Here is a 25,290-nt window from a genome sequence, read left to right on the forward strand (position 1 = left end):
CTTCGTCTTTATTTTACTCCTTTCTGCGCAAAAAATTAAGCCGTAAGCTAAGACAACTCACCCCACCTGTCAAAAAGTCGTTCCAACTGTTCTTTATCGGCTTGTAATTTTTTGCCGATATTGGTTTCTTTAATCAATAAACGATGCGGCACTTCTTCAACTAAACGCCGGGTAGACAATACATCTTGGGAAGCTTTGACCACTTCTGCCACACTTGTAAAAGCCAAATGAGAAACTAACTGCAAGCCAAAACTATTGAAAACTAAAGTGTAACCGGCGATGCCAGTTTTTTCTTGATAACTTTTCGCAAATCCGCCATCAATGACCAAAACTTTGCCGTGGGCTTTAACCGGATCTTCTCCCCGCTTTTCTTTGACTGGCGTGTGGCCATTAATAATATGCCCACTACTAGCTAAACCAAAGCACCGCAAAATATCGGTGGCGACTTTTTCTTCATTCCGCAAACGATAATAAGCATTTTTTTCTTCGATTTGACAAGTCGTGTCATCCACATAATATCGTTCAAAAGTGGTCATGGCCAATTTTCCAAAAAGAGACGAACACTCACCACACCACAAATACCACAAAAGATCCGTAGCAAAATTTTGCGTTTCGGTTGGTATTTTATAAGCTGTGCGCACTTGTTCTTCGTAAAAATCAAGCAACTCTTTACCGGCATAACTTTTTTCTTTTAAATGAAGGGCTTTAAAATCACCATTTTCGTGCAAAGGAATGCAGCCATGCAATAATAGATTTTCGTTATAGCACAAATACATGCCCCCTTTGTCCATTAAAAAATCTGTGTGTTGCTTTAAGCGCGGACTATGTTGAAATGCTTTTAATAATTGTTGGAGAATTTTTTCTTCTTCTGCATTTAGTAAATTCGGCTGATTTTCATCAAAATGCGACCAAGGAAAATCAGTAAGTTGATACTTTTTATCGGCAAAAGTGTACGTCTGCTGAGAAAAATCCAACTGTGCTAAGACGCGCCTTTGATCTAACTGAAATTCTGGACGCCGCGCAATTAAAGCATCTTCTAATTTAAATTGCAACACGGCACAAGCTTGTTGTAGGCAATTTAAAGTATCGGCTTCGTGAACAGTTAATTCCCCATGATCAGGATTATTTTTGGGGGCAAAATTTTCCGTTGGCGTAAATTGTCCGGTAGCATATTCCAACAATGGCCGCAAATTAATGCCGTAACTTTCCTCTAAAATTTCTAAATTATCGTATCGTGCACAAATCCGCACCACATTAATCATCGATAAAGGCGAGCCCGCCACGGCCCCCATCCAGTTAATATCGTGATTTCCCCACTGAATATCCACTGCCGGTAGCATTTTTAACGCGTCCATAATTTTATCAGGCGCCGGACCACGATCATAAATATCCCCTACCACATGAAGCTGATCCACCACGAGACGAGAAATAGTTTTGCCTAAGCCAATAATTAAATCTTCTGCCTGGCCTAAGCAAATAATTTTTTCGACAATGGCCTGGCAATAGCCATTTTTTTGTTCGCTAGCTTCTTTTTTTATTTCTGTTAACAGTTCTTCTAAAATATAAGCATATTTTTCAGGTAAAGCTTTACGCACCTTGGAACGAGAATATTTTTTGCCACAATAACGGGTCAGCAAAATCATTTTTTCTAGATTATCTTTAAAAAATTCTTCATCTAGCGTTTCTTGCTTCATAACTTCTTCTGGATAATAAACTAACATCGCCAACTGATTTCGTTTTTCAGGGGTTAGATTTTCGCCAAATAATTCATTGATTTTTTCTTTAATGGCGCCACTTCCCGTACGTAAAATATGTTGAAAAGCCCCATATTCTCCATGCAAATCAGAAACAAAATGCTCCGTTCCTTTTGGCAAATGCAAAATTGCCTCTAAATTAATAATTTCAGTTAAAACCGCGGCTTTTGTTGTATATTTTTCTTTGAGAAGTTGTAAGTATTTTTTTTCGTAGTCCATTATTTACTTCCTTTGCCAATTTTCTTTTCTAAGCATAGCAATATTAGACCAATTTGGCAAATTAGAATATTTTTTATAATTAAAGCCGATGTTTACTAAATTTTTTCTAAAGTTTATCAACTATTCCATTTTAAAAGTAAAAAAGTATTTGACCAAACGCCAAAAAAAAGAGAGAATGCTAAAGTAGTAAAAAATGAAAATTACCCTGACAAAAATTTGAGGAGGCTTTGGCTTTGAAAAAAATTGGTTTCGATGCTGATAAATATTTGGAAGAACAATCCCAGTATATTTTGGAACGAGTGAATCATTACGAAAAATTGTATTTGGAATTTGGCGGCAAATTAGTCGACGACAAACACGCTAGCCGCGTCTTGCCCGGTTTTATGGAAAATGCCAAAGTAAAATTGCTGCAAAAATTAAAAGATCAAGCCGAGATTATTATGTGTGTCTATGCCGGCGATATTGAGCGCAACAAAATTCGTGGCGATTACGGCATTACTTACGATATGGATATTTTTCGGTTAATTGATGAACTAAGGACGTACGATTTATCCGTTAATTCGGTAGTCATTACTCGTTATTCCGGCCAACCCGCAGCAAAAGTTTTCATTAATAAATTAGAACAACGCAATATTAAAGTCTACACTTACCAAGAAATTGACGAGTATCCAGTCAATGTTGAAAAAATTGTTTCAGAAGAAGGTTTCGGAATTAATCCTTATGTGGAAACGACCAAACCAATTGTCGTTGTCACCGCTCCTGGTCCCGGTTCTGGTAAACTGGCCACTTGTTTGACCCAGTTGTATCACGAAAGTAAAATGGGCCGCGCGGCGGGCTATTCAAAATTTGAAACTTTCCCCGTTTGGAATATTCCTTTGAAACATCCTTTAAATATTGCCTATGAAGCTGCAACGGTTGATTTAAAAGATGTTAATATGATTGACTCCTTCCATTACGATCGCTACGGCACTGTGGCGGTAAATTATAATCGCGATATCGAAACATTTCCCGTTATCAAACGCATTATTGAAAAAATTACCGGCGAAGAATCTGTTTATCAATCACCAACTGATATGGGCGTTAACCGCGTCGGCTTTGGAATTATCAACGATGATGTTGTAAGAGAAGCATCATTGCAAGAAATCATTCGCCGCTATTTTCATACGTTGGTGGCTTATAAAACTGGCCAAACCGACGAAGAAACCGTCAATCGCATTAAAATGATTATGGAAGAAGTCGAATTAAAACCTGAAGATCGCGCAGTCGTTGTACCAGCGCACAACTATGCAGAAAAATTAAGTCAAGACGGCGAAGTCATTTCAATTATTGCCATTGAACTTGAGGATGGCACCATGGTCACCGGCCGATCCAGCGCACTTATGGACGCTTCGGCTGCCATGTTACTGAACGCCATCAAAGTCCTTGCCCATATTGCCGATGACATTCCACTGTTGTCTCCAGTTATTTTAGAAACGATCCAAAAATTAAAATCCGACGAACTGCATTTTACTTTGAAATCTTTAACAGCAAGCGAGGTCCTGATTGCCCTAGCGATTTCAGCCGTCACCAACCCAACAGCCCAAGTCGCCTACGATCAACTGGCCAAACTAAAAGATACCCAAGCCCACTCGACTGTAATTTTAAATAAAAATGACGAACAAACCTTGCGCAAACTAGGAATAGAAATCACCTGCGCCCCCATCTTCCCCTCAGAAAATTTATATTATCAATAAGGTTGTGAGAAAAAGCGTTTTGGGGTGTAGAGAATTAGAAAAATTTTTCGAAAATCACGATTTTGGATTTTTAAAAATTTTGTCTATTCTCCTAGCCCCAGCTTTTTTCACACCGTTCAATAAGGTTGTGAGAAAAAGCGTTTTGCGACGTAGGAAAATAGCAAAATGGTGCATGATTGCAAAGCAATCAGAAAGCATTTTGTCTTTTTCCCTAGTTGCAGCTTTTTTCACACCGTTTAATAAGGCTGTAACAAAAATCTTTCAAGGGCTAGGAAAATTAAATTTTCCTAGCCCTATTTTTTTATATTTTCCCGACGCTAATTTTTTTTAGCGTCTTCTTTTTGATTTACAAAACAAACATATGTTCGTATAATTAAGTTGTAAGATATTTCGCCGTCTCAACATAAGAAAGGAAATGCCCCATGGATTCAGAAAAAAAACCAACCGAAAAAAAGTTTGAAGACTATAATTTATATCACGATCGGGGCACCATGAAATGGGCGACAGCTTACGCCATGGAGGAATTAGTAAAAGGTATCAGTGCCAATCACGCCGAAGCTTTAAAAAATGTCGCGCCGCTTTCTTTAATGACTCAAGAAGAAGTTGAACGTATTTTACAAGAATCTTACTTTAATAAATATCCGATTCTTTTCCAATTGAACACCCGAGATGCATTCGGTCATTTTTTACCGACTACCGTTTCTTATTTTTTAGGAGAAGCGAGTACCGATGAAGTGAAATTTGGCGAAACGTGGTACAACTGGGACGATATTCGTCATGTAGAAATTCTTAGTTCAGAAAAATGGTTCCTCGTCGATCCTTTTCAACAATAAAAAAGAAAAAAGCAACTCCAAAAAATTTGGAATTGCTGGTTTATTTCGTTTATAAAAATTAATCGTGATGGCTGCGCTCTTGTAAAATTGCCGCAACTTTAGTAGCAATCAAATCAATCGCCACGTGATTTTGTCCACCTTCTGGCACAATAATATCGGCGTAACGTTTCGTCGGTTCAATAAATTGGTGATACATGGGTTTTACAACGGATAAATATTGATCAATCACCGAATCCAACGTCCGATCCCGCTCTTGCATGTCCCGTTTAATCCGCCGAATAATCCGAATATCATCATCGGTGTCTACGTAAACTTTAATATCCATCAAATCCCGCAACCGTTTATCCTCTAAAATAAGAATTCCTTCCAACAAGATGACTTCTTTAGGCTCTTGGCGGACGATTTCTTTGCTGCGCGTGTGGGCTGCATAATCATAAACTGGCTTTTCGATTGCTTCATAGTGCAATAATTTTTGCAAATGATCAATCAGCAGTTGCGTATCAAAAGCAAATGGATGATCGTAATTTGTTGTCAAACGCTCAGAAAATGGCATCTCACTTTGATCTTTGTAATAAGAATCTTGCTCAAGCATCATAATCTCTTGCTTTGGAAAATGATTTAAAATCGCCTGGGAGACACTTGTTTTTCCACTACCTGAACCACCTGTTACTCCAATAATAATCGGTCGTTTAATTTGCGCCATCTCGCACCCCTTATCGATTTATTCTTTTACTATTATAAACGAAAATCAATGAATTACAATCCGAAATCCTTTGATTTTATCATGTTTTACAAAATGATAACTTGTAAAAACAAATGCACGAAATAAAACTAGACTACCACAAGTACCATCAATACTAACTTTCTACTTGGAAGTTAACGTAGCTACTTTTTTTCAGAAATTTATTCTAAATAGACAAAAGGACAATTAGAAGTTATTTCTAATTATCCTTTCGCATGTTTTAATATAGATTACTTTCTCTTATAAATCTGTTTTCTGTGATCAATTGTCAATATCAGAATAAAAACTTCATCCTCTGAAATATCAGCTAAAATTCTATACTTGCCCGCCTGATATCGCCAAACTTCTTTTCTATCCCCTACCAACTCTTTTCCATGTATCCTTGGGTTTTCGGTTCCTTTTAAATTTTCTTCAATCCAATTTAAAATTAACTTTGCTTGAAAGCGATCCATCTTTTTCAAACTTTTTTGAGCTTCTACTTCATATCTTACTGAGTATTTCGGGTTCATAATCCTAATTCACGCAACATTTCTTCGTGAGAAATACTTTGATCTTTTTTCAGATGTTCCTTCATTAACGTTTTATAAGTTTCCAAATCGGCTTTATCTTCTGCCGTTTCCATCAATTCTTTTCTTGCCCACTCTGAAAGAGTTACGCCGTTAAACTTGGCAATTGCTAAAAGAAATTCTTTTTCTTCATGAGATACTCTAAATGTTATTGTACTACTCGCATTCATAAATTTTCTCCTCACTTTCGCTACAACAAAACTGTAACACAAGTGTACACAAAAAAACAATTTAAAAGAACGATTAGCTTAATTGCTAATCGTCCTTGGATTTATTCATTTATAAACGAAAATCAATGAATTACAATCCGAAATCCTTTGATTTTATTATATCTTACAAGTAAAATTTGATACCGATTCAAAAAAAGTTTCAAATTTTTAATTTGTTAATTTAAGCGATCCACTCACCACTTAAATTAAATTGATACCATTTTCCAGATATTATTTTTCGACCCGTCTGCATTTCACCGCTAGCATTTAAAAAATACCATTTTCCGTTGATTAATTGCCAACCTGTTGTCATTTCTCCGCTAGCTTTTAAGAAATACCACTTCCCACTAACTTGTTGCCAACCTGTCGTCATTTCTCCGCTAGCTTTTAAAAAGTACCATTTCTTAGAACTATCTAGGTGCCATCCAATTTTCATATCGCCATTAATCGCATCCAACAAGTACCATTGCCCATTAATTGCTTGCCAACCTTTTTGCATAGTGCCATTTGAATCAAAGTAATACCATGTGTTCCCGATTGATTTCCAACCCGTTACCGAAATTTGCCCATCAAAATAATACCAATTACCTTCTAGCAAATACCAACCAGGTTCGCGGGGTTTAGCAACGGGAATAGATCCGGTATAATCATATAATCCGAAGCTTTCTTTATTAAAATCTATTACAATATTTCCCGAATAATGTGTTTCAAATAGCGGAATATTTTGAGATAGCAAATAATCCTTCGTTGGCTGATAAACATCGATTCCCGTCCAAGTAGAAATAGCAAATTCTGGATTTAATTTACTAATTAACTCGTAGCTATTAGACAATATTTGTCCGTGATGATTCAATTTCATCAAATCAATATCGCCGATTAATGAGGCAACTCTACTTTCATCACCAAGCGGATTCATGGGATTGGTTTTAAAATCTAAATCTCCACCTAAGAAAATTTGTTTATTATTGTATTGTACTACAGAAACAATCGAGCTATGATTTTCATCTAATTTATAACTTTCATCTAGAAAAGCATAGTCCAGCACTTCAGTATTGTAAAATTGGATGTTCATCTTGCCCAAATTAAAACTTTGATTTAATTCCTCAGTATTTTTAACAATGGGTATTCCTTCATTATTTAAAGCAGAAACAAGTAAATCATATTCCTCTTGATTATCCCACATTATATTATAAAGGTTCATCTGTTCAGGATGATACTCTTTCAGATAAGCTTTATTTACTGTGATCTGACTATCATTAACTACGTAACGCAATCCACCAAGGTGATCGGAATGGGCGTGGGTCCCCATGATAAAGTCCAAATTATACTGACCATTACTGTCAGCTGGAATGTTACTTTTCAAATAATTTAAAAGGATCTGCTCTCCACCTGGAAACCAAGCTAACAAAGGATTACCAGTCGGATTATCGCTATCTTCACCGCCATCAATCAAACCAAAATGCCCATCAGATTCAAGAAGAATCGCATCTCCAAATAAATCAATAAAGTGAACTTTTTCATCAGCATTCACTGATCTTGTCGAAGCGAAAAGTCCGACCCCCAATAGCAAACCAATTCCAATTTTTTCAAATGTTTTCATTTTATTACCTCCGACACAGTATCTATTTTCTTTAAATGAATAACAATGGTGACTGTTATTCAAACTCCCTTAGAAAACAAAAAAAGGATTAGCAATTTCGCCCATCCCTTTTTTACTACTGCTCATTTTATCAATCTTTACAAGTTTAGGTTTCTATTTTAATTTTCAACTTACCGTTTAATTTTATCATTCACTTTAAATTCTTACAATAAATTTTACATCTTATTGTTATGTGTAGTCTCCAGATTGCATCTTAAAATAACCTCTTTAAAACTAAATATTTATGCGGCTTTTTAATTATAGCCATTTCATCCACGAAATTTTTTTCAACTTTTAAAAAATTTTTTAAGTAGTTCAAACTCGGCGTCGTTAATTTCCCGAAATTCTCCTGGTGCAAGTTTCGCAGGTAAATCAAGGGGACCAATGGCAATTCGTTCAAGATCTACTACTTTTTTCCCTACTGATAAAAACATTTTTTTAACTTGATGAAATTTTCCTTCAGTAATTTCTAACAGCCCATGATGTTGATCCAATAAGATTAATTTTGCAGGAGCTAAACGGGTGGACTCATCAATCACCAGCCCGGCGGCAAAAAGTTCCACATCATTTTTTTCTAGCGCTTCTTTAGTTTCTACCAGATATTTTTTGGAAACATGGAAACGATCTTGGTGTATTTGATAATTTAGTTGACCGTTGTCTGTTAAAAGCATCAGTCCATGGGCACTCTTATCTAAACGACCCACAAAACGCAAATTAGAAAAATCAGCCGGCAGCAAAGAAAAAATCGTCGGCTCACTTTGATCGGAATTTGCCGAAATAACTCCCACTGGCTTATTGAATAAAATATAGCGATGCGCAACCCCGACAAAGTGTTGTCGGCGCACCGTAATTTTTTGTCGGCCAGGATCAATTGTTGCCGTACCTGATGTCGTAATCACGCCATCAATTGTCACTAAGTGGGCTACTAGCAAGTGTTTGACTTCTTTTTTTGTTTTTCCTATTTGTTGTAAAAATGCTGCCAATTGCATCTACTCACCGCTTTTCTAAGAAGATTAAATTTCTATTTTGCAAAAAAAAGACTCGTTTGGAATTCTGTTTCCAATCGAAATCTTCTTTTCCTTTCGTTTCCAATGTAACCAAACCGATAATAATATTTTTTCCTGAGCACATTTAGACATTATTTTAATACGATTGCTGAATGCTAGAAATATTTTAACGTACTCTTTTCAAGACGTCAAATTGACTTCCTGCAAAAATAAGAAAGTTAAATTTTTCCTATTTGCAAAAACTAGGTGTCTTGGAATACTGGTTCTTCCCTACTTTATGTTATAATATCCATAAGATTTAATCATATATCAAAAAGGATGTGATAAGTATGTTTAATCGAAATCAAGCTCGTTTTGCTTCCACCGGAATTATTTCCCAGCTACCTGGCGAAATTATTGATAGTCTGTGGGTCATTATTGATGCCGATTTAAAAGGAACGTATGTATTAGGCGATTTACTCGTCTTTCAATTGGAAAATCATCAAGGTAAATTAACTGTCGCATTTTCTACTGATGGTGAAAATGTCGATATGCGGATTGATCTACCTTTTCAATTTCTAGATACTTTTCCCCCTTCCGTTTATGCCTATGACGACGGGTCGAATCAGACAATTTTATTGCCCCAAGAAGCACACCAACAATTTTAAAATAAGACACTGCTTGACAAACAATCGGATAAAGACTAGCATTAGATTATCAATTGAGTCTCTAGATGGGCTGTAACAAAGTCATTCTAGAAAATTTTTGTCAAGCCTTGAGACTTCTGGTTACTTACAGAGTCTCTTTTTTTATAGAGTTCATTGATAAATTTTAGTTCACCGAATACGCAATGAGCTACGAAAGTGGTGTCATAATTACCCCATTGCGCAAATCAAAGGAGGAAATATTTATGTCAGAAGCACTCAAAGTAGAGAAAAGAGAAACACGTCCCCGTTCATTGCGAAATGAATTACGCAAAGCTGGAAAAATCCCTGCTATCGTTTACGGTTACCAAGTGGAAAATACACCAGTAGCTATCGAAGAAAAAGAATTATCAAGAATTTTACGTGAAAATGGCGCCAACGTGGTATTATCATTTGACCTTAACGGCAAACCTGTTAATGCTTTGTTGTCCGAACCACAATTTGATACTTTTAACCGGGCTATCAAACATGTAGAATTAATTGCTGTAAACATGAAAGAAGAAGTTGAAGTTGATGCTGAATTACAATTAGTTGGTGAAGAAGCTGTCCTTAAAACAGGCGCTGAAATCGGCCAAGTATTGTACTCAGTTAAAGTTTCTGCTACACCTGACAAATTGCCAGAATTTGTTACTGTTGATATTTCTGAACTTAGAATTGGCGACAGCTTAACAGTTGCTGACCTTCCTAAATTCGCAGACTTCAAAGTCGTAACTGACCCTGAAGAACACATCTTGTCTGTAGTTGAAAAACAAGAAGTTCCTGAAGAAGACGAAGAAGAAGCTACAGTAGTTGTAGAAACACCTGAAGCTTAAATCTAAAAAAATGAAACTCCCTGCCAAAAATTTGGCAGGGAGCTTTTTTGTTTTTTAGAAGTAGGATGGATTTGCGCCAACTTTTTTGACGGTGTCTTAAGCGCTGATCCTAGAAAAAAAGATAAAATGATTTTGAAATTAAAAAACAATTTCCAAACATTTTCCTATTTTTTTACAGCACAAAACACGCCAAAGACAACCTTTTCTTCTCGGTGTTTTAAAGGTAGCGATTTGGAGAATAGATAAAATTTTTTAAAATCCAAAATCGGGATTTTTAAAAATTTTATCTATTCTCTGCATCGCTAATCACCTTTAAAACAACCTTTTTTAAAACATGTCTTCTTCGTAGAAGTGGCCTAAGATTTGGACGTTGTCTGAGATGGAGACGAACGCTTTGGGGTCGGATTCTTTCATGGCGGCTACTAACATTGGTAATTCGTAGCGGGTCATCACGGTAAATAAAATCGATTGGGGTTCTTCATTAAAGGCGCCCTCTGCGTCGTGGATAATTGTAATACCACGGCGCAAGCGGCTTTGGATCGATTCAATTACTAAATGAGGTTCCTTAGTCACAATCATAATTTGCATTTTCTTTTGTTTCGTATAAACAACATCGGTCATTTTCCCGCTAACAAAAATCGACAGCGCTGAATAAAACATATACTGCCAGCCAAATAAATAACCGGCAACCAAAATAATTACCGCATTAAAACCAATCGAGATGGAACCGACACTTTTTCCCGTTTTACGCCGAATAGTTAAACTAATAATATCTAGACCACCACTTGATAGCCCGTTGCGCAATGTGTAGCCAATCCCAATGCCCATAATTGCCCCACCAAAAATGGCACAAATAATTGGATCAGTAGTTAAAGTGGTTTCTGGAATAATTTGGATGAAAAATGAGGTCAAGGTAATCGTAATAATCGTAAAAATGGTAAATCTTTTTCCAAGTTTTGTCCAAGCCAAGTAAAACAACGGAATATTCAAGATATATAAAGTAATCGACAATGGAATGTGCAGACCAAAAAGTTGTTGCGAAAATTTAGTTAAAATCTGCGCTACCCCATTGACGCCACTAGAATAAATATTTCCCGGCAAATAAAAAAAGTTAAAAGCCACTCCCGCCAACAAACCATAAACCATTGAAGCTGACAAGCGACTCGTATACTTGTCAATTTTTAGACGTTTCAAAATATTTTGCAAAATACTTCCTCACTTCTTTATTTTCTCGAGTCTTATTCTACCTTGTTTTGCCGACTTTTGAAAGTAATTTGCCAATTTTCAGAGTTTATTTACACCCGGCCGCGCTTTTTGACAATGGCAGCGACAAATATTAGGAAAATACTGCTCCACGCAAGGAAAATTAAGCTCACCGATTGATAAGAAATATCGGCAAAACTACCGCGATTCAACACGACATCGGCAATTCCTAAATAAAAACTTGGGAAAAATGTTTGGAAAGCTTTGAAACTATTTTGATAAAGTAAACCCAGTGGTCCTAAAAAGAGCAAAAGTGCGGTTACTGCTACTAAAATAATTGGCTGCTTGGTAAGTTGAGCCAAAAAAAGTTGGAGGCTGGCTAAAAAAAGGAGCCACAAAAAGAAAAAATAAAAATATTTGGCGAAAAATTCCCCAATCGTCACTACCAAAAATTGATTTTGCAAAATATAGCCAAATGGATATTGCCAAAAACCAAGACTGTGCCCCGGCCAGAGAGCGACTATTGCTATAAATATTAAAATTCCCACTAAAAACATCAACAGGCCTAACAAAATGGTCACCGCAAAATTCACACTTAAGATTTGCCATTTTTTTAAAGGCAGAACGTCCACAAAGTCGATGGTTTTTTGCCGACGATGAAAGGTCAAATAAACGCTAGCCAAAAGAGTGCTCCCTAAAAAAATAATTAAAGGAATGGTTAGCTGTGCTTTTTTTGTCGGACCTTGTTGAGTGGCTCCTGGTTGTTTTAAAACCGTGGCTATCATGGGGAGTGCATCTACTTGAAGCGCGATTTTTGGTGCTGCTGGAATGTTGTGATCTAATAAATATTGTGTGGCCAGGCGATCTTCTACCGATAAAGAATCGTGAGCCAATTCAAATTTCTGAATTTTCTTAAAATCCCGACTTTTGTAAACGGCTATCTGTTCAGTTAACTTTGCAATTGAATCTTGCGCATTCTTCAGTGTAATTTGATCATATGAATCGTTTGAGTCAAGTAGGAATTGGCGGACAATTTCATCATTATCTATTTGAGCGAGCGCCTCATCTTCAATAAAAGTCACCGCTTCTTTTTGGGTCATAAAATTTTTATGGCTGTATAATTTTTCTCGACTATCCCCTGCCATATATACTCTCGTAGAAATTTTTACTTCTCCTTGAAATTGCGCAAAGGAAAAAAGCACTAGCGCGATCATCCCCAAGTATAGCAGCGGATTTTTTAGGCCTCGTTTTAATTCGAATATAAATTGAGTTAACAAATCTTCACCCTCTTAATTAAATAAAGCGTTTGAATTTATATGTAGCGTAAAACCATCCTAGGATAAACTAGAATAGTTGCAGCTTTAATATTTTTTTATTCTTCTTCACTCGATTTTTTTTCTTCAAAACTAGTAATTTCCAAATGAAGTTCAGCTAGTTGTTTTTCAGAAACGGGTGACGGCGCTTGGGTCAATGGATCTAAGGCGCGGCCATTTTTTGGAAAAGCAATGACCTCTCTAATATTGTCCTCTTTAGCCAATAACATCACGAAGCGGTCCAAACCTAACGCTAGTCCGCCAAGTGGTGGGAAACCATAGTCCAAAGCTTCTAATAAGAAGCCAAATTGTTCTTCAGCACTTTCTTTAGAAAAGCCTAGAGCTTGGAACATTTTTTCCTGCAAGTCGCGAGTGTTAATTCTCAAACTCCCGCCACCGATTTCATAACCATTTAACACAATATCGTAAGCATGGGCGTAAACTTTTTTCGGATCGGTTAATAAATACTGTTCGTCGTCTGCTTTTGGTAAAGTAAATGGATGATGGGCGGACATGTAGCGGCCCTCTTCTTCGGAGTATTCAAACATTGGCCAGTCAGTAATCCACAAGAAATTAAATTTATCTTGATCGATTACGCCTAATTCTTTAGCTAAACGAACGCGCAATGCCCCAAGAGATGTTTGCGCCACTTCTTTTTTATCAGCGACAAAAAACAATAGGTCGCCGACTTTAGCATCCATTACTTGCGTATATTCGTCAAATTTATCTTGTAAAAATTTAGCGATGGGACCATTAAATCCGTCTGCTGTGACTTTCACCCAAGCTAAGCCCTTAGCACCAAATTGTCCTAAATATTGACCCAACGCATCGATTTCTTTACGAGAATATTTGTCTGCCGCGCCAACTGCGTTTAGTCCGTAAACAGCACCACCCGTTTCAATTGTTGAAGCGAATACTTTAAATTCAGTGTCGGCCGCTAACCCGGAAATATTTTTCAATTCCAAATCATAACGCGTATCGGGTTTATCAGAACCAAAGCGATCCATCGCTTCATCATAAGCGATACGTGGAAATGGCAAGCTGATTTCCATATCCATCGTTTCTTTCATCACTTTGGCAATCATTTCTTCAGTGAAGGAAAGAATTTCATCTTCTTCTAAAAAGCTCGTTTCAATATCCACTTGCGTAAATTCCGGTTGGCGGTCGCCTCGTAAATCTTCATCTCTAAAGCAGCGAACAATTTGATAGTAGCGGTCAAATCCAGCAGCCATTAATAATTGTTTAATTAATTGTGGTGATTGAGGTAAGGCGTAGAAATGTCCATCATGAACGCGAGACGGTACTAAGTAATCGCGGGCGCCTTCTGGAGTGGATTTTGTTAAATAAGGTGTTTCCACATCCATAAAGTCATGCGTATCTAAGTATTCCCGCATGGAGCGCGTCACTTGATGACGTAATTGGAAATTTTTCAACATTTTTTCCCGGCGTAAATCAAGATAACGATATTTCAAACGCAAATCATCATTCACTTCGCCGGCATCTTCAATGACAAAAGGAGTGGTTTTCGCTTTATTTAAAACAATTACTGCCTGAGCAACAAGTTCCACCGATCCGGTTTTCATTTTTGGATTTACTGCTCGTTCGTCACGTTTAGCAACAACGCCTGTGATTTCAACCACATCTTCACTTCGCAATGTTTCAGCGATTTCAGCGGCTTCTTTATTTTTTTCGGGATTAAAGACAACTTGTAAAATCCCCCCACGATCACGCAAGTCAACAAATAATAATCCGCCAAGGTCACGGCGTTTGGCGACCCAACCTTTTAAAGTTAAAGTTTCACCAACATTTTTTTCCGTAACAAGTCCTGCATACATATTTCTTTTCATAAGTTTATTCTCCTTTTTTAAATGCCAACATCGTCGCAAAGACATCATCAAAATTTTCGTAAATTTCTTCTAGTGGTACCGTCACTTCATGGCCGGAACTCATTTCTTTGACATTGACTTTTTCTTCTGCCAATTCTGTTTCACCCATAGTTAAGACAAGTTGCGCTTTTTCTTTAGCGGCTGATTTAAATTGCGCCTTAGCTTTACGTCCGAGAAAATCGCGATTGGCTGAATATCCTGCCCCGCGAATTGCTTGGACAAGTTTTAAACTTTCTAAATCCGTAGCATCACTTAAAGAAACTACATAAGCGTCCAGCACATCCATCGTCGGTAGCTCAATATTTTCAGCATCCAAAGTTAATAACAAACGTTCAATCCCCATCCCAAAACCAAAAGCCGGTGTAGCAGGTCCGCCAAGTTCTTCGACTAAATTATCGTAGCGTCCCCCGGCACAAACGGTACTTTGAGCGCCGTGAAATCCAGGAGATGCCGCCATAATTTCAAAAATGGTGTGATTATAATAATCCAAACCACGCACCATGGTATGATCAATTTCATAAGGAATTTCTAGAGCTTCGAGATATTTTTTTACTTGATTAAAATGAGTTAACGAAACTTCATTTAAATAATCGAGAATTTTTGGAGCTGAGGCAACAATCGCTTGGTCTTCTTTTTCTTTGGAATCTAACACTCGCAATGGATTTTCATGAAGGCGGCGTTTAGAATCGTAACTTAATTGATCTTCCAATGGTTCAAGATAATCAATGAGCGCTTTTCGATAATTGGCCCGACTTTCTTTGTCTCCTAAAGAATTAATGACTAATTTAACATGTTGAATACCTAGTTGGGCGAAAAAGTCCATCGCCATGGCCATAATTTCCACATCAAGCGCAGGATTTTCTGTACCGAAGACTTCTACCCCGATTTGGTGAAATTGGCGTAGGCGTCCAGCTTGCGGACGTTCATAACGAAACATGGGTTCGATGTAAAATAATTTGTAAGGCTTAGGATATTCTGGTCCGTATAATTTATTTTCTACATAACTACGAACAATGGGAGCCGTACCTTCTGGGCGCAAAGTAATATGACGTTGCCCTTTATCGTAAAAATCGTACATTTCTTTAGAAACAATATCCGTCGTATCGCCCACGGAACGCGCAATCACTTCATAATATTCAAAAGCCGGCGTCCGAATTTCACTGAAACGATAATCAGCAAATAAAAGTCTTGCGGTTTCTTCCACAAATTGCCACTTTTCAATTTCTCCTGGTAATAGATCATTAGTCCCTTTTGGTTTTTGATAATTCATAATGCTCCCCCTTTTACATTCAAAAAACTGCTTTAAAATTCAAAAAAACCTTTAAAAATACCTTAAAAATACAAAAAAACCCGTCCTATAAAAAGGACGAGTGTTTATACACACGTGGTACCACCTAGCTTGAAGTTTACACTTCCACTTTCCAAATAACGACGGATTGCGCCGAGACTTTTTTAAAGTCTTTCTCCAGAGTGTCTTTTCCAATAAATTTTTTAGCATCCTCCCACGATCGACGCCTCGCTTAAAAAAATTTTATCGTACTTGCTCTTTCTTAGATTTTAGCTATTGATAGTAAAATACTCGATATTTCAAAAATAGTCAAGTTTTTCAAGAAAGAAATTTTGAAATTGTCGCCAAAGAAAATTTTAGCAAAAAACTTTTTAAATTTTTTTTAACGACTGTTTTTCAGATTTCTCCTGTTGTATAATAAATATAATGAATAAAAAGCGATGAAAGTTGGAACACTCTTGGAAAATTCCCCTCGTAAACATCAATTACGTCTGAAAAAAAAACAACCGCCGATTCTTTTACTGATCAATGTCTGTATTGTTGCTTTAGTAGTTTTAGGGATCGCCCTTTTAAATAAAAGTACTAGCTTAACCGTCGAAGCCTCCGCGCTTAATGTTCGTACCGGTCCAGGACTAGATTTTGGGATTGCTGCTCAAGTAAAATCTGGCACCAAGCTATCTGTTTTAAAGCAAGAAAATGAATGGTATCAAGTCACTTTACCTGATGGAAACACCGGTTGGGTCGCTAGTTGGCTAATTGGAAATGAAAAAAATGCCGCCGTTACAAATTTACCGGCGACCGTCAATACTGCCGATACACCGCTGCGTCAAGAACCTAATGATCAAGCAGAAATTCTAGATACTTTAGCTAAGGACACATCGTTAGTTATTACTTTAGAACAAGATGGTTGGTCCCAAGTCCAAGTGGCTGATAAAGTCGGCTGGATTCCTTCACAATATTTGACCCAAAGCAAAACAGATGAAGTAGAAAAACCAGAAGAAAAAGAAAATAATACAATTTACACTCGCGAAGAGTCGACTAATATTCGGACGGAACCTAACGTTCAAGCCGAGCTAGTGACTACGCTTGAACAAAATATTGCCGTCACCGTTTTAGCAACAGTCGGTGAATGGTACCAAATTGAAACGGCAGATGGCACAACAGGTTACGTCGCCAACTGGGTGATGAATACCCAAACGCTTAACAATCAAAGCTTAGTCACCTCAATTGCCGAGGCAACGATTATGTTAGACGCCGGTCACGGTGGCGCCGATGATGGCGCATCGACTGACAATAATATTTTGGAAAAAGATTTAACTTTAGATACCACCCTTCTTTTAAAAAAGGCTTTAGAAAAAACTGGCGCCCGCGTTTTGTTGACGCGTGATACCGATGAGTGGGTGGATTTAGAGGAACGTTCTAATATGAGTAACGAACAAAAACCCGATGTCTTTTTAAGTTTACATTATGATGCTACCGATGATCCGAATATCGCCACTGGGACCCATGTTTTTTATTACTATGATCGCGATATCCAGTTAGCCGAAATAGTCGCGACCCAATTTAAAAATTTACCTTTACAAAGTCATGGCGCTAGTTACAATGATTTGTCGGTGACTCGCGAAAATACGCAGCCCGCCCTTTTACTTGAACTTGGCTACATGTCCACTGAATCTGATGTTACCTATATTGCTACTGAAGAGTATCAACAACAAGTCGCCGATCTCATCACCGAAGCGTTAACTCAGTATTTCCAATAATTTTGTCACAGAAAAATATTTTAAGCAGATGTCCAAGAGAATTTGGATCTCTGCTTTTTTTGTTACATTTGTCATATTTATTCATCTATTTGTAATATTATTCATGAAAGTTTAACGTCTTTTCTATCCTTTCGCAAAAAAAAAGTGTTTAAATAAAATCATTCCAAATAAAAGGAGCACCCTATTTGAAAATAAATAAATTACCGATTTGGACCTTATCAACTTTATTGTTAGGCGCCACAACTTTAGCCAGTGTCAACGTCTCTGCTGATTCATTCGATGATCAAATCAATGTCGTTCAAACGCAAATCAATTCACAACAAGCCCAAATTGACCAACTAATCACCACACAAAATACAGCTAGTACCCAGTTACAAGCAGTGAACGCTGACTTAAAAAATATAGCGCTCGATTTCAATGAACAAACAATACAACTTTCGGCCTTACAAGAGACCATTGTTGATGTTTTACCAGAAACTACCGCCCTTGAAAATAATACAACGACGAGTATTTCCCCATTAACTAAGGTCACCACTTTGGCTACTACTGAGGAAAAGAGCTTAACATTTGATGAAGTTCTTGCCCAAAAAGAAACGCAAATCACAACCCTTTCAACTAAAATTGCTACCTTGCAACAAGAACAAAGCGACTTGCGAAATACCGCCACGACAGCTAGCCAAAGTCAAACTCAACTCCAAAGTGAAATTGAGTTAGCGCAAGCACAAATTGTTGATTTAAAAAATCAACAAACGGCTTATCTTTCGAAAGAAAATTTGCGGAATCGTTTAGTCGAAGGAGCTCAAGCGCAATTAGGGAAACCTTATGTTTGGGGCGCTCAAGGGCCATCAAGTTTTGATTGTTCCGGCTTAATGAATTATTTGTACACGACTGTCGCTAATCTATCCATTGGTTCATGGACAGTTCCTCAAGAAAGTGCTGGAACACAAATTGCGGTAAGTGCCGCAGAAGTAGGCGATTTACTTTTCTGGGGCAGTCATGGTTCGACGTATCACGTGGCGATGTATATTGGTAACGGCCAATATATTCACGCACCAAAACCAGGTGATGTGGTAAAAGTGGCGACAATTGCAAGTTTCACGCCAGATTTTGCTGTTTCAGTTTTAGGATAAAGTTTTAAATAAAAGACATCGCCTGAAAATTGCGGTGTCTTTTTTATGGAGATTTTGTTACAATAACAAAGAATTAAAGATGGAAGGAAGTTTTAATGTGCCAACTTTATCATTAGAAAAAGTGTTAACTACTTTACAAAAAGAAAATTTACTTAAAGAATATATCGTTGACAATCAGTGGCAATTTGCCCCAAATATGGCGCCAGACCTTACTGTTGCAAAGCTCGCTTATGATTCCCGGGAAGTTCAATCTGAGACGTTATTTTTTTGCAAAGGATTTAATTTTGAAGAAAAGTATTTAGTCCAAGCTGTGGAAAATGGCGCTGCGATTTATTTAGCGGAAACGACTTATGAAAATATCGATGCCATTGGAGTCATTGTCACCGATATCCGCCAAGCGATGGCCAAAATTTCGCAATTATTTTATGATTTCCCTGAAAAAAAATTAACAACAGTGGCCATTACCGGCACTAAAGGCAAAACCACGACCAGTTTTTTTGCCCATGGTGTCTTGGACGCGGCTTTTCCTGGCAAAGTCGGCCTCTCTTCTACCGAAAGTATTTGCCTTGATGGGAAAAATTTTGAAAAAGCCCATTTATCTACGCCAGAATCCCTTGATTTATTCGCTATGTTGGCAAAAGCTTTATCCAATGGCTTGACGCATTTCGTAATTGAAGTGTCTTCCCAAGCTTACAAATTAGATCGGGTCTTTGGGATGACTTTTGATTACGGGATATTTCTAAATATTTCTACCGATCATATTTCTCCCACTGAACATCCCACCTTTGATGATTATTTTTATTGGAAACGGCAATTATTAGTCCATTGCCAAACATTGATTTTAAACCACGACAGCGATTTTTACCCGCTAATTTTACAAACAGCCCAACATTCTGCTAAAAACATTTATACATTTGGTTTTTCTTCAGAAGCTGATCTTCAAGTGATTCCGCAAAAAAAAGCGACTGAATTTCAATTAATCGCCCGCAAAAATGCTTTAGCTGAAGCGACTGGAACGTACGCTTTGCATTTTCCTGGCGACTTTAATTTTGCCAATGCTGCGGCAGCTTTAACCGTTGCTAGTCTTTTGAAAGTCCCCCGCACATTGACTGGCCCAGCCTTAGAAAAAATTACCGTTCCCGGACGGATGATGGTTTTTCATAAAAAAAATGGCGGCGTGATTTTTGTTGATTATGCTCATAACTACACGTCCCTTGAAAATATGGTGACGTACCTTCAACACACCTATCCCGGTTTTGAAATTGGTCTTTTAATTGGTGCTCCTGGCGATCGTGCTTTTTCTCGTCGCGGAGATTTCGGGCGAATTATTACTAAATATATGGATGTTGCTATTTTAACGGAGGAAGATTCTACTAAAGGCGACGTGCGAGAAATTAATAATGATATTAAAAAAGAAATTCAAAAAGAACTCCCTCTTTATGAATTGTTAGATCGGACCGATGCTGTCTGGAAAGCTTGTGAACTTACAGGACCTACCACTGCCATGATTATTGCTGGTAAAGGAACGGAACGGACGCAACGACGACTTGAAGGAACTTTAGATTATGAGGGCGATGATGCGATTGTTGAGCGCTATTTGACCCAAGAATAAAAATAAAAAAACCAGAAACTTGCCAATTGGCGTGTTTCTGGTTTTTTTAATAGGTCAATGATATTTGGCACTCTTTATTTGCTCTATCATTATTTGTAAAGGTTAAACTTTTTTCTTTTCATATTTTTCATCAATAATACACAAGGTCACCGACCAAAAAAGAAAGGCGAGTGTTATGAGCACGTCAATCACCGAAATATTTCGCAATTTAAAAATAGGTGAAATGAGAAAAACCGCGCTATTTAAAAACCAGCGCTCCTCTTTGTACAGATTTTTTTGAAAGCTGTTGCTAAAAAAAGAAAGATTAATTATCTTTTTTTGAAGAAGGAATTTCCATAAAATAATAACGGCCAAGATGGTGACCACCAGTAAAATTCGCGGGAGCATCCCATATTTGAACTGACGAATAAGACAAGCGACAATGACTAGAAGTCCATACAGGCTCAACAACCCACGACGACGGTTCTGTTCACTTTTATTCATTTTGAAATAATTCCTTTCCATATTCAATAATTAGTTTTGCTAAAACACAATTGAAAAGTAAACGCTTATAACGAGTCTACATCTGAAATTATTGCCTGTCAAGCACACCTTTGAATATATTAGTAAGTGTGCCCATGTCTTAAGTTAGCTAAAATATAAAATGGCTCAAATAATATTTTCTAACTATGAAAAAAACGTAACGCTAAAGTTCGGTTATTTAAAATCACAAAAAAAAGAAGCACCGAAATGCTCCTTAAAGGCCAAAAATTTTTTAATTCTCTAAAATAAATGTCACAGGACCATCGTTAAGGCTGGACACTTGCATATCGGCACCGAAAATTCCGGTAGCGACTTTGAAAAATTTGGCTAAATGTTCATTAAAGGTCGTATATAACTTTTCGGCCTCCTCCCCGCTTAATGCTTCCGTGAAACTAGGACGATTGCCTTTTTTCGTATTGCCGTACAACGTAAACTGCGAGACGGATAAAATTTCGCCGCCCACTTGCGCTAAGCTCAGATTCATTTTCCCCTGATCATCAGGAAAAACCCGCAGCTTAGTAATTTTTTCAGCTAATTTTTGGGCATTTTCTACCGTGTCGGCTTGAGTAAAGCCGACATACAGTAAAAAGCCTTGTCCAATTTCGCCGACGATTTTTTCTTCAACGACAACTTTAGCTCTGCTTACCTTTTGCAAAATAATTTTCATTTAACGATCAATCCTAACCATTTGTCCGCCGCACCGAATATACATCAGGCACGGATTTTATTTTGTCGACAATTTGTTGTAAGTGAGTCAGATTTTGGATAGAAAAATTCAAGTGAATCATGGCCATTTTATCTTTAGCCGGTTTAGCTTCGACTTTGTCTAATTTTTTAGTCATGGGCGAAAGAACTTGCAAAATATCATTTAACAAACCGTTCCGATTATAGCCATACACCTCAAGATCGGCGGCATATTCTTGTTTAATATTCGAACTATCTTCCCATTCCACCTCAATCAGACGTTCATCCAGCTCCTCGGCATGTTTAACATTGGGACAATCTTTGCGGTGAATGGAAATTCCCCGTCCTTTTGTCACATAGCCAACAATTTCATCGCCTGGCACCGGATTACAACAGCGCGACAAGCGAATAAGTAAATTATCCACCCCTTGAATAACAATGCCACCTTCATGGCGAATTTTCATTTTTTCTGGCTCTTTTTTAACTGGTTGATTGACTAAATCATCTACTTCTTGTTTTTGCCGTTCAATTTCTCTGGCGTGGCGTTCTTTTTCGGTTAAGCGATTGGCACACATTTGCGCCGATAATTCTCCGTAACCAATGGCGGCAAATAAATCATCTTCCGTATTAAAATTAAACCGTTCCAAAGCTTCAGACATTTTTTTCTTAGTGACAATTTCTTTTGGTACAAAATTCATTTCCAACAAATTACTATTGACTTGCTCGCGTCCTTTAGCAATATTAGCTTCACGATCTTGTGTTTTAAAGAAACGTTTTATTTTATTCCGAGCTTTACTAGTGGCCACCATTTTCAGCCAATCACGGCTAGGGCCAAATGAATTCGGCGAAGTCATCACTTCGATAATGTCACCATTTTTTAATTTGTAATCTAGTTGAACCATTTTCCCGTTCACCTTGGCGCCGGTGGTTTTATTTCCCACTTCAGTATGCACGCTGTAAGCAAAATCCAGTGGGCCGGAACCTTTCGGAAGCTCGGTGACGTCCCCTTTTGGCGTAAAGACATAAACTTTGTCAGAAAAAATATCGCCTTTCACTGACTCCATAAAATCTGATGCATTATACGATTCGTCTTGCAATTCCAAAATTTCATGAAACCAGCTTAGTTGGCGGGTCATATCGTTGTCTTCTAATTTATCGGTGCGCCCTTCTTTATATGCCCAGTGCGCCGCTACCCCAAATTCAGCAATCTCGTGCATTTCTTCGGTGCGGATTTGAATTTCCACTGGCCGACCTTGCGGACCAATGACCGTCGTATGCAACGATTGATAAAGATTCGTTTTAGGCATAGCAATATAATCTTTAAAGCGCCCCGGCATGGGTTTCCATTTCGTATGGACAATCCCTAAGACGGCGTAACAATCTTTAATGGAATCGACAATTACCCGGATAGCTAATAAATCATAAATTTCGTCAAACTGTTTTTTCTGATCTTTCATCTTATGATAAATGGAATAAATATGTTTCGGCCGTCCATAAATTTCAGCATAAATATTTAATTCTTCTGTTGACTGTTTAATTTCATCAACTGTCCGGGAAATATATTCTTCCCGTTCTTTTCGTTTACTTTGCATTAAGTGAACGATGCGATAATATTGTTGCGGATTTAAATAGCGCAAAGAAGTATCTTCCAGCTCCCATTTAATTCGACTCATCCCTAAACGATGAGCGAGTGGCGCATAAATTTCCAATGTTTCTTTAGCAATTCTTCTTTGTTTATCTTCTCTTAAATGTTTCAACGTCCGCATATTGTGCAAACGGTCAGCTAATTTCACCATAATGACGCGCAAATCTTGGGCCATTGCTAAAAGCATTTTCCGGTGATTTTCTGCTAGTTGTTCTTCATGACTTTGATAATGAATTTTCCCGAGTTTTGTAACGCCGTCCACTAACATCGCCACATCTGGACCGAATTCTTTTTTTAAATCCGTCAAAGTCACCGGTGTATCTTCAACGACATCGTGCAAAAATCCGGTGGCCACTGTATGTGGATCCATTCGTAAATCTGCTAAAATGCCGGCCACTTGAATCGGATGAATAATATATGGTTCGCCTGATTGGCGGACTTGTCCTTGGTGAGCAGCCTCTGCATATTCATAAGCTCGCTCCACGAAGCTAGCGTGTTCTTGATCCATATAAGTGCTGACAAGTTTTATGACCGCACTCCCGGTTAAAACTGGTTCTTTTGGCATAAAATCCCTCTTTATTTTCAAATTTGTAAAAAAATTTCAAAAGCGCAGGTGACCAAATGGCGGCCAGACCTACGCTGTCAGGTAATCATTGATGAAAGTATACAAGACTTTGAAGCTTTTTTCAAATTTTTTTCACAGCGCGCTTCACGCCAGGTCAGAAATAATCGCTGCAATCTCGTAGCGCTCCAAAATTTCTGGATCGGTCAACTTGCTAACGTCTCCCAATAATTGTAAGTTCACGGTCTCCCCAATGGCAAAATGAAAAATCGCTAAATCATTTTCTGTTAACTCTTCATTTATAAAAAAAGTTAAATTGTGAAAAGTTTGGGTTTTCAACCAATCGGCAAAGTCCAACTTGGCGCCTTCTTTTAACTGACTCAAATCAATTAAAAAACTTAACAGGCATCGACCGGCGCTAACTCCTTGCAATAGATTCATTTCCTCAGCTAATTGGGTGAAATCTTCTATTTGCAAAAAACGCGGTGTCACCATCACGTACGCCGTTTCAATTCCTTGTTCACAAGCTTGCGCTAATTCAAAAGATTTTTTAGCTAGCGTCCCGTTGCCTAAAGGAAAATCAATCACCGTATCGATTTGTTTTGGTGTTTTTTCAGTAAAATATTTAAACCGTGGCAACCAAGATGGAAAAATCAATAACTCATCAGGTAACTCGGCAAATGATTTTAAAAAATCGTCGGGATGTTGTTGATTACTCAGTAGTGCATTAATTTTTTTCATAACAGACCTCCTAACTCAAAAGCAAAACTTGCCGCACTTAAGACATACATTGGTGCTGTTTCAGCTCGCATGATCCGCGGACCTAATGCCATACTCTCAGCTCCTAATGATAAAAAATTTTCGATTTCTGCAGGGGTAAAGCCGCCTTCTGGTCCAAAAATAACTAAAACTTGGCTATCTTTTGGCATCTGTTGCAAACTTTTTACCAGTTGACTTTTTTCGCCCCGCTTGGCCTCTTCTTCATAAGCGACCAAAATAAAATCAAATGTCGAAAAAATATCTAAAAATTCATTGGCGCTTTTAAAAAGAGTCACCGCCGGCACAACTGTTCGATGAGCTTGTTCGCTAGCTTCTTGCATAATTTTTTTTAGTCGTTCGGCTTTTTTTTGCAGTTTTTGTTCATTCCATTTCACTACACTTGTCGCACTTGGGTAAGCTATCAAAGCCGCCGCCCCTAGCTCGGTGACTTTTTGGGCGATAAATTCTAATTTTTCCCCTTTAGGAAATCCGCAAGCAATCGTAAAATGCACCGGCATTTCTTTTTCTTCGCTGATTTTATGATCAAGAGTGACGATTAACGTTTCATTTAAAGAAACAATGGTTGCTACAAAGGCCGATTTGCCATCAGCTAGTTCAAATTGCCCGCCGACTTTTTGACGCATCACATTTTTTACATTATGATAAATTTCGTTTGGTAATTCTTGCTGGTTTTCTACAATTGGCTGAGAAATAAAATATCTTTGCATC

General features: G+C 37.7%; 22 protein-coding genes and 1 other annotated feature. Of the genes, 7 read left to right on the forward strand and 15 right to left on the reverse strand.

Going from position 1 to position 25,290, the window contains the following annotated elements:
- Positions 1 to 47: 47 nt before the first annotated feature.
- Positions 48 to 1,973: a fructose-bisphosphatase class III gene (locus tag BQ5341_RS09115; protein WP_071131676.1), complete on the reverse strand. Its 1,926-nt coding sequence runs from the start codon at positions 1,971 to 1,973 to the stop codon at positions 48 to 50.
- A 233-nt stretch (positions 1,974 to 2,206) separates the two neighbouring features.
- Between BQ5341_RS09115 and BQ5341_RS09120 the strand changes: the two genes are divergently transcribed.
- Together BQ5341_RS09120 and BQ5341_RS09130 are read left to right on the forward strand one after the other, a co-directional pair.
- Positions 2,207 to 3,706 (forward strand): DUF1846 domain-containing protein, encoded by a 1,500-nt coding sequence (locus tag BQ5341_RS09120; protein WP_071131677.1) that lies wholly within the window; start codon positions 2,207 to 2,209, stop codon positions 3,704 to 3,706.
- A 422-nt stretch (positions 3,707 to 4,128) separates the two neighbouring features.
- The gene (locus BQ5341_RS09130) at positions 4,129 to 4,539 is read left to right on the forward strand and encodes a hypothetical protein (RefSeq protein WP_071131679.1); all 411 of its coding nucleotides are present in this window, start codon (positions 4,129 to 4,131) and stop codon (positions 4,537 to 4,539) included.
- A 58-nt stretch (positions 4,540 to 4,597) separates the two neighbouring features.
- On the opposite strand, the gene udk is transcribed toward BQ5341_RS09130, so the two are convergent.
- The 5 genes from udk to BQ5341_RS09155 all read right to left on the reverse strand — a co-directional run bounded on the left by udk (position 4,598) and on the right by BQ5341_RS09155 (position 8,684).
- Positions 4,598 to 5,242, reverse strand: coding sequence for a uridine kinase (gene udk, locus BQ5341_RS09135; protein WP_071131680.1), 645 nt, complete (start codon positions 5,240 to 5,242; stop codon positions 4,598 to 4,600).
- A gap of 269 nt (positions 5,243 to 5,511) precedes the next feature.
- The gene (locus BQ5341_RS09140) at positions 5,512 to 5,790 is read right to left on the reverse strand and encodes a type II toxin-antitoxin system RelE family toxin (protein WP_071131681.1); all 279 of its coding nucleotides are present in this window, start codon (positions 5,788 to 5,790) and stop codon (positions 5,512 to 5,514) included.
- Positions 5,787 to 6,017, reverse strand: coding sequence for a type II toxin-antitoxin system RelB family antitoxin (gene relB, locus BQ5341_RS09145; RefSeq protein ID WP_071131682.1), 231 nt, complete (start codon positions 6,015 to 6,017; stop codon positions 5,787 to 5,789). The genes BQ5341_RS09140 and relB overlap by 4 nt, the downstream gene beginning before the upstream one ends.
- A 220-nt stretch (positions 6,018 to 6,237) precedes the next feature.
- Entirely contained in the window at positions 6,238 to 7,656 is a 1,419-nt protein-coding gene (locus BQ5341_RS09150; protein WP_071131683.1) for an MBL fold metallo-hydrolase, read from the reverse strand.
- A 326-nt stretch (positions 7,657 to 7,982) separates the two neighbouring features.
- Positions 7,983 to 8,684: a pseudouridine synthase gene (locus BQ5341_RS09155; protein WP_071131684.1), complete on the reverse strand. Its 702-nt coding sequence runs from the start codon at positions 8,682 to 8,684 to the stop codon at positions 7,983 to 7,985.
- Positions 8,685 to 9,031: 347 nt separating this feature from the next.
- Here BQ5341_RS09155 and BQ5341_RS09160 point away from each other — a divergent pair, with 347 nt between their 5' ends.
- Both BQ5341_RS09160 and BQ5341_RS09165 read left to right on the forward strand, forming a co-directional pair.
- On the forward strand, positions 9,032 to 9,349 hold the full coding sequence (locus tag BQ5341_RS09160; protein WP_071131685.1) for a DUF960 domain-containing protein: 318 nt from the start codon (positions 9,032 to 9,034) through the stop codon (positions 9,347 to 9,349).
- A 242-nt stretch (positions 9,350 to 9,591) separates the two neighbouring features.
- Positions 9,592 to 10,197, forward strand: a complete 606-nt coding sequence (locus BQ5341_RS09165; RefSeq protein ID WP_071131686.1) for a 50S ribosomal protein L25/general stress protein Ctc — start codon at positions 9,592 to 9,594, stop codon at positions 10,195 to 10,197.
- Positions 10,198 to 10,524: 327 nt separating this feature from the next.
- Here BQ5341_RS09165 and BQ5341_RS09170 read toward each other — a convergent pair whose 3' ends face one another.
- From BQ5341_RS09170 to hisS, 4 genes are all read right to left on the reverse strand, one after another.
- Entirely contained in the window at positions 10,525 to 11,343 is an 819-nt protein-coding gene (locus BQ5341_RS09170) for a YitT family protein (protein ID WP_083378689.1), read from the reverse strand.
- A gap of 149 nt (positions 11,344 to 11,492) precedes the next feature.
- Positions 11,493 to 12,545 (reverse strand): ABC transporter permease, encoded by a 1,053-nt coding sequence (locus BQ5341_RS09175; RefSeq protein ID WP_158661768.1) that lies wholly within the window; start codon positions 12,543 to 12,545, stop codon positions 11,493 to 11,495.
- A 227-nt stretch (positions 12,546 to 12,772) separates the two neighbouring features.
- The gene (aspS, locus tag BQ5341_RS09180; protein WP_235836395.1) at positions 12,773 to 14,560 is read right to left on the reverse strand and encodes an aspartate--tRNA ligase; all 1,788 of its coding nucleotides are present in this window, start codon (positions 14,558 to 14,560) and stop codon (positions 12,773 to 12,775) included.
- 4 nt (positions 14,561 to 14,564) lie between these two features.
- A complete protein-coding gene (gene hisS, locus BQ5341_RS09185) occupies positions 14,565 to 15,869 on the reverse strand; it encodes a histidine--tRNA ligase (RefSeq protein ID WP_071131690.1) in 1,305 nt (434 codons plus the stop codon).
- Between the two features lie 89 nt (positions 15,870 to 15,958).
- Positions 15,959 to 16,160 (reverse strand) — a binding site (T-box leader).
- A gap of 167 nt (positions 16,161 to 16,327) precedes the next feature.
- Between hisS and BQ5341_RS09190 the strand changes: the two genes are divergently transcribed.
- The 3 genes from BQ5341_RS09190 (at position 16,328) to murE (ending at position 20,389) form a co-directional block, all read left to right on the forward strand.
- Positions 16,328 to 17,647 carry an N-acetylmuramoyl-L-alanine amidase family protein gene (locus BQ5341_RS09190; protein ID WP_071131691.1) on the forward strand — a complete coding sequence of 440 codons (1,320 nt, stop codon included), beginning with the start codon at positions 16,328 to 16,330 and terminating at the stop codon, positions 17,645 to 17,647.
- Positions 17,648 to 17,832: 185 nt separating this feature from the next.
- Positions 17,833 to 18,777 (forward strand): NlpC/P60 family protein, encoded by a 945-nt coding sequence (locus BQ5341_RS10740; RefSeq protein ID WP_071131692.1) that lies wholly within the window; start codon positions 17,833 to 17,835, stop codon positions 18,775 to 18,777.
- A gap of 97 nt (positions 18,778 to 18,874) precedes the next feature.
- Positions 18,875 to 20,389 carry a UDP-N-acetylmuramyl-tripeptide synthetase gene (gene murE / locus BQ5341_RS09200; protein ID WP_158661769.1) on the forward strand — a complete coding sequence of 505 codons (1,515 nt, stop codon included), beginning with the start codon at positions 18,875 to 18,877 and terminating at the stop codon, positions 20,387 to 20,389.
- 102 nt (positions 20,390 to 20,491) lie between these two features.
- On the opposite strand, the gene BQ5341_RS09205 is transcribed toward murE, so the two are convergent.
- The 5 genes from BQ5341_RS09205 to BQ5341_RS09225 form a co-directional block, all read right to left on the reverse strand.
- Entirely contained in the window at positions 20,492 to 20,872 is a 381-nt protein-coding gene (locus tag BQ5341_RS09205; protein WP_071131694.1) for a hypothetical protein, read from the reverse strand.
- A gap of 271 nt (positions 20,873 to 21,143) precedes the next feature.
- Positions 21,144 to 21,578: a D-aminoacyl-tRNA deacylase gene (gene dtd, locus BQ5341_RS09210; protein ID WP_071131695.1), complete on the reverse strand. Its 435-nt coding sequence runs from the start codon at positions 21,576 to 21,578 to the stop codon at positions 21,144 to 21,146.
- A 13-nt stretch (positions 21,579 to 21,591) separates the two neighbouring features.
- The gene (locus BQ5341_RS09215) at positions 21,592 to 23,805 is read right to left on the reverse strand and encodes a RelA/SpoT family protein (RefSeq protein WP_071131696.1); all 2,214 of its coding nucleotides are present in this window, start codon (positions 23,803 to 23,805) and stop codon (positions 21,592 to 21,594) included.
- A 144-nt stretch (positions 23,806 to 23,949) separates the two neighbouring features.
- Complete coding sequence (locus BQ5341_RS09220; protein ID WP_071131697.1) at positions 23,950 to 24,543, reverse strand: hypothetical protein; 594 nt, start codon at positions 24,541 to 24,543, stop codon at positions 23,950 to 23,952.
- Positions 24,540 to 25,289, reverse strand: coding sequence for a 16S rRNA (uracil(1498)-N(3))-methyltransferase (locus tag BQ5341_RS09225; protein ID WP_071131698.1), 750 nt, complete (start codon positions 25,287 to 25,289; stop codon positions 24,540 to 24,542). The genes BQ5341_RS09220 and BQ5341_RS09225 overlap by 4 nt, the downstream gene beginning before the upstream one ends.
- Position 25,290 lies beyond the last annotated feature (1 nt).

Origin of the sequence: Enterococcus timonensis, from assembly GCF_900104595.1 — a bacterium.
Lineage (GTDB): Bacteria > Bacillota > Bacilli > Lactobacillales > Enterococcaceae > Enterococcus_J > Enterococcus_J timonensis.

Coding starts and splice junctions, on each gene's coding strand:
- BQ5341_RS09115 (WP_071131676.1), bottom strand. CDS start 1,973: ATGGACTACGAAAAAAAATACTTACAACTTCTCAAAGAAAAATATACA.
- BQ5341_RS09130 (WP_071131679.1), top strand. CDS start 4,129: ATGGATTCAGAAAAAAAACCAACCGAAAAAAAGTTTGAAGACTATAAT.
- udk (WP_071131680.1), bottom strand. CDS start 5,242: ATGGCGCAAATTAAACGACCGATTATTATTGGAGTAACAGGTGGTTCA.
- BQ5341_RS09140 (WP_071131681.1), bottom strand. CDS start 5,790: ATGAACCCGAAATACTCAGTAAGATATGAAGTAGAAGCTCAAAAAAGT.
- relB (WP_071131682.1), bottom strand. CDS start 6,017: ATGAATGCGAGTAGTACAATAACATTTAGAGTATCTCATGAAGAAAAA.
- BQ5341_RS09150 (WP_071131683.1), bottom strand. CDS start 7,656: ATGAAAACATTTGAAAAAATTGGAATTGGTTTGCTATTGGGGGTCGGA.
- BQ5341_RS09155 (WP_071131684.1), bottom strand. CDS start 8,684: ATGCAATTGGCAGCATTTTTACAACAAATAGGAAAAACAAAAAAAGAA.
- BQ5341_RS09160 (WP_071131685.1), top strand. CDS start 9,032: ATGTTTAATCGAAATCAAGCTCGTTTTGCTTCCACCGGAATTATTTCC.
- BQ5341_RS09165 (WP_071131686.1), top strand. CDS start 9,592: ATGTCAGAAGCACTCAAAGTAGAGAAAAGAGAAACACGTCCCCGTTCA.
- BQ5341_RS09170 (WP_083378689.1), bottom strand. CDS start 11,343: ATGGTTTATGGTTTGTTGGCGGGAGTGGCTTTTAACTTTTTTTATTTG.
- BQ5341_RS09175 (WP_158661768.1), bottom strand. CDS start 12,545: ATGGCAGGGGATAGTCGAGAAAAATTATACAGCCATAAAAATTTTATG.
- aspS (WP_235836395.1), bottom strand. CDS start 14,560: ATGAAAAGAAATATGTATGCAGGACTTGTTACGGAAAAAAATGTTGGT.
- hisS (WP_071131690.1), bottom strand. CDS start 15,869: ATGAATTATCAAAAACCAAAAGGGACTAATGATCTATTACCAGGAGAA.
- BQ5341_RS09190 (WP_071131691.1), top strand. CDS start 16,328: ATGAAAGTTGGAACACTCTTGGAAAATTCCCCTCGTAAACATCAATTA.
- BQ5341_RS09205 (WP_071131694.1), bottom strand. CDS start 20,872: ATGAATAAAAGTGAACAGAACCGTCGTCGTGGGTTGTTGAGCCTGTAT.
- dtd (WP_071131695.1), bottom strand. CDS start 21,578: ATGAAAATTATTTTGCAAAAGGTAAGCAGAGCTAAAGTTGTCGTTGAA.
- BQ5341_RS09215 (WP_071131696.1), bottom strand. CDS start 23,805: ATGCCAAAAGAACCAGTTTTAACCGGGAGTGCGGTCATAAAACTTGTC.
- BQ5341_RS09220 (WP_071131697.1), bottom strand. CDS start 24,543: ATGAAAAAAATTAATGCACTACTGAGTAATCAACAACATCCCGACGAT.
- BQ5341_RS09225 (WP_071131698.1), bottom strand. CDS start 25,289: ATGCAAAGATATTTTATTTCTCAGCCAATTGTAGAAAACCAGCAAGAA.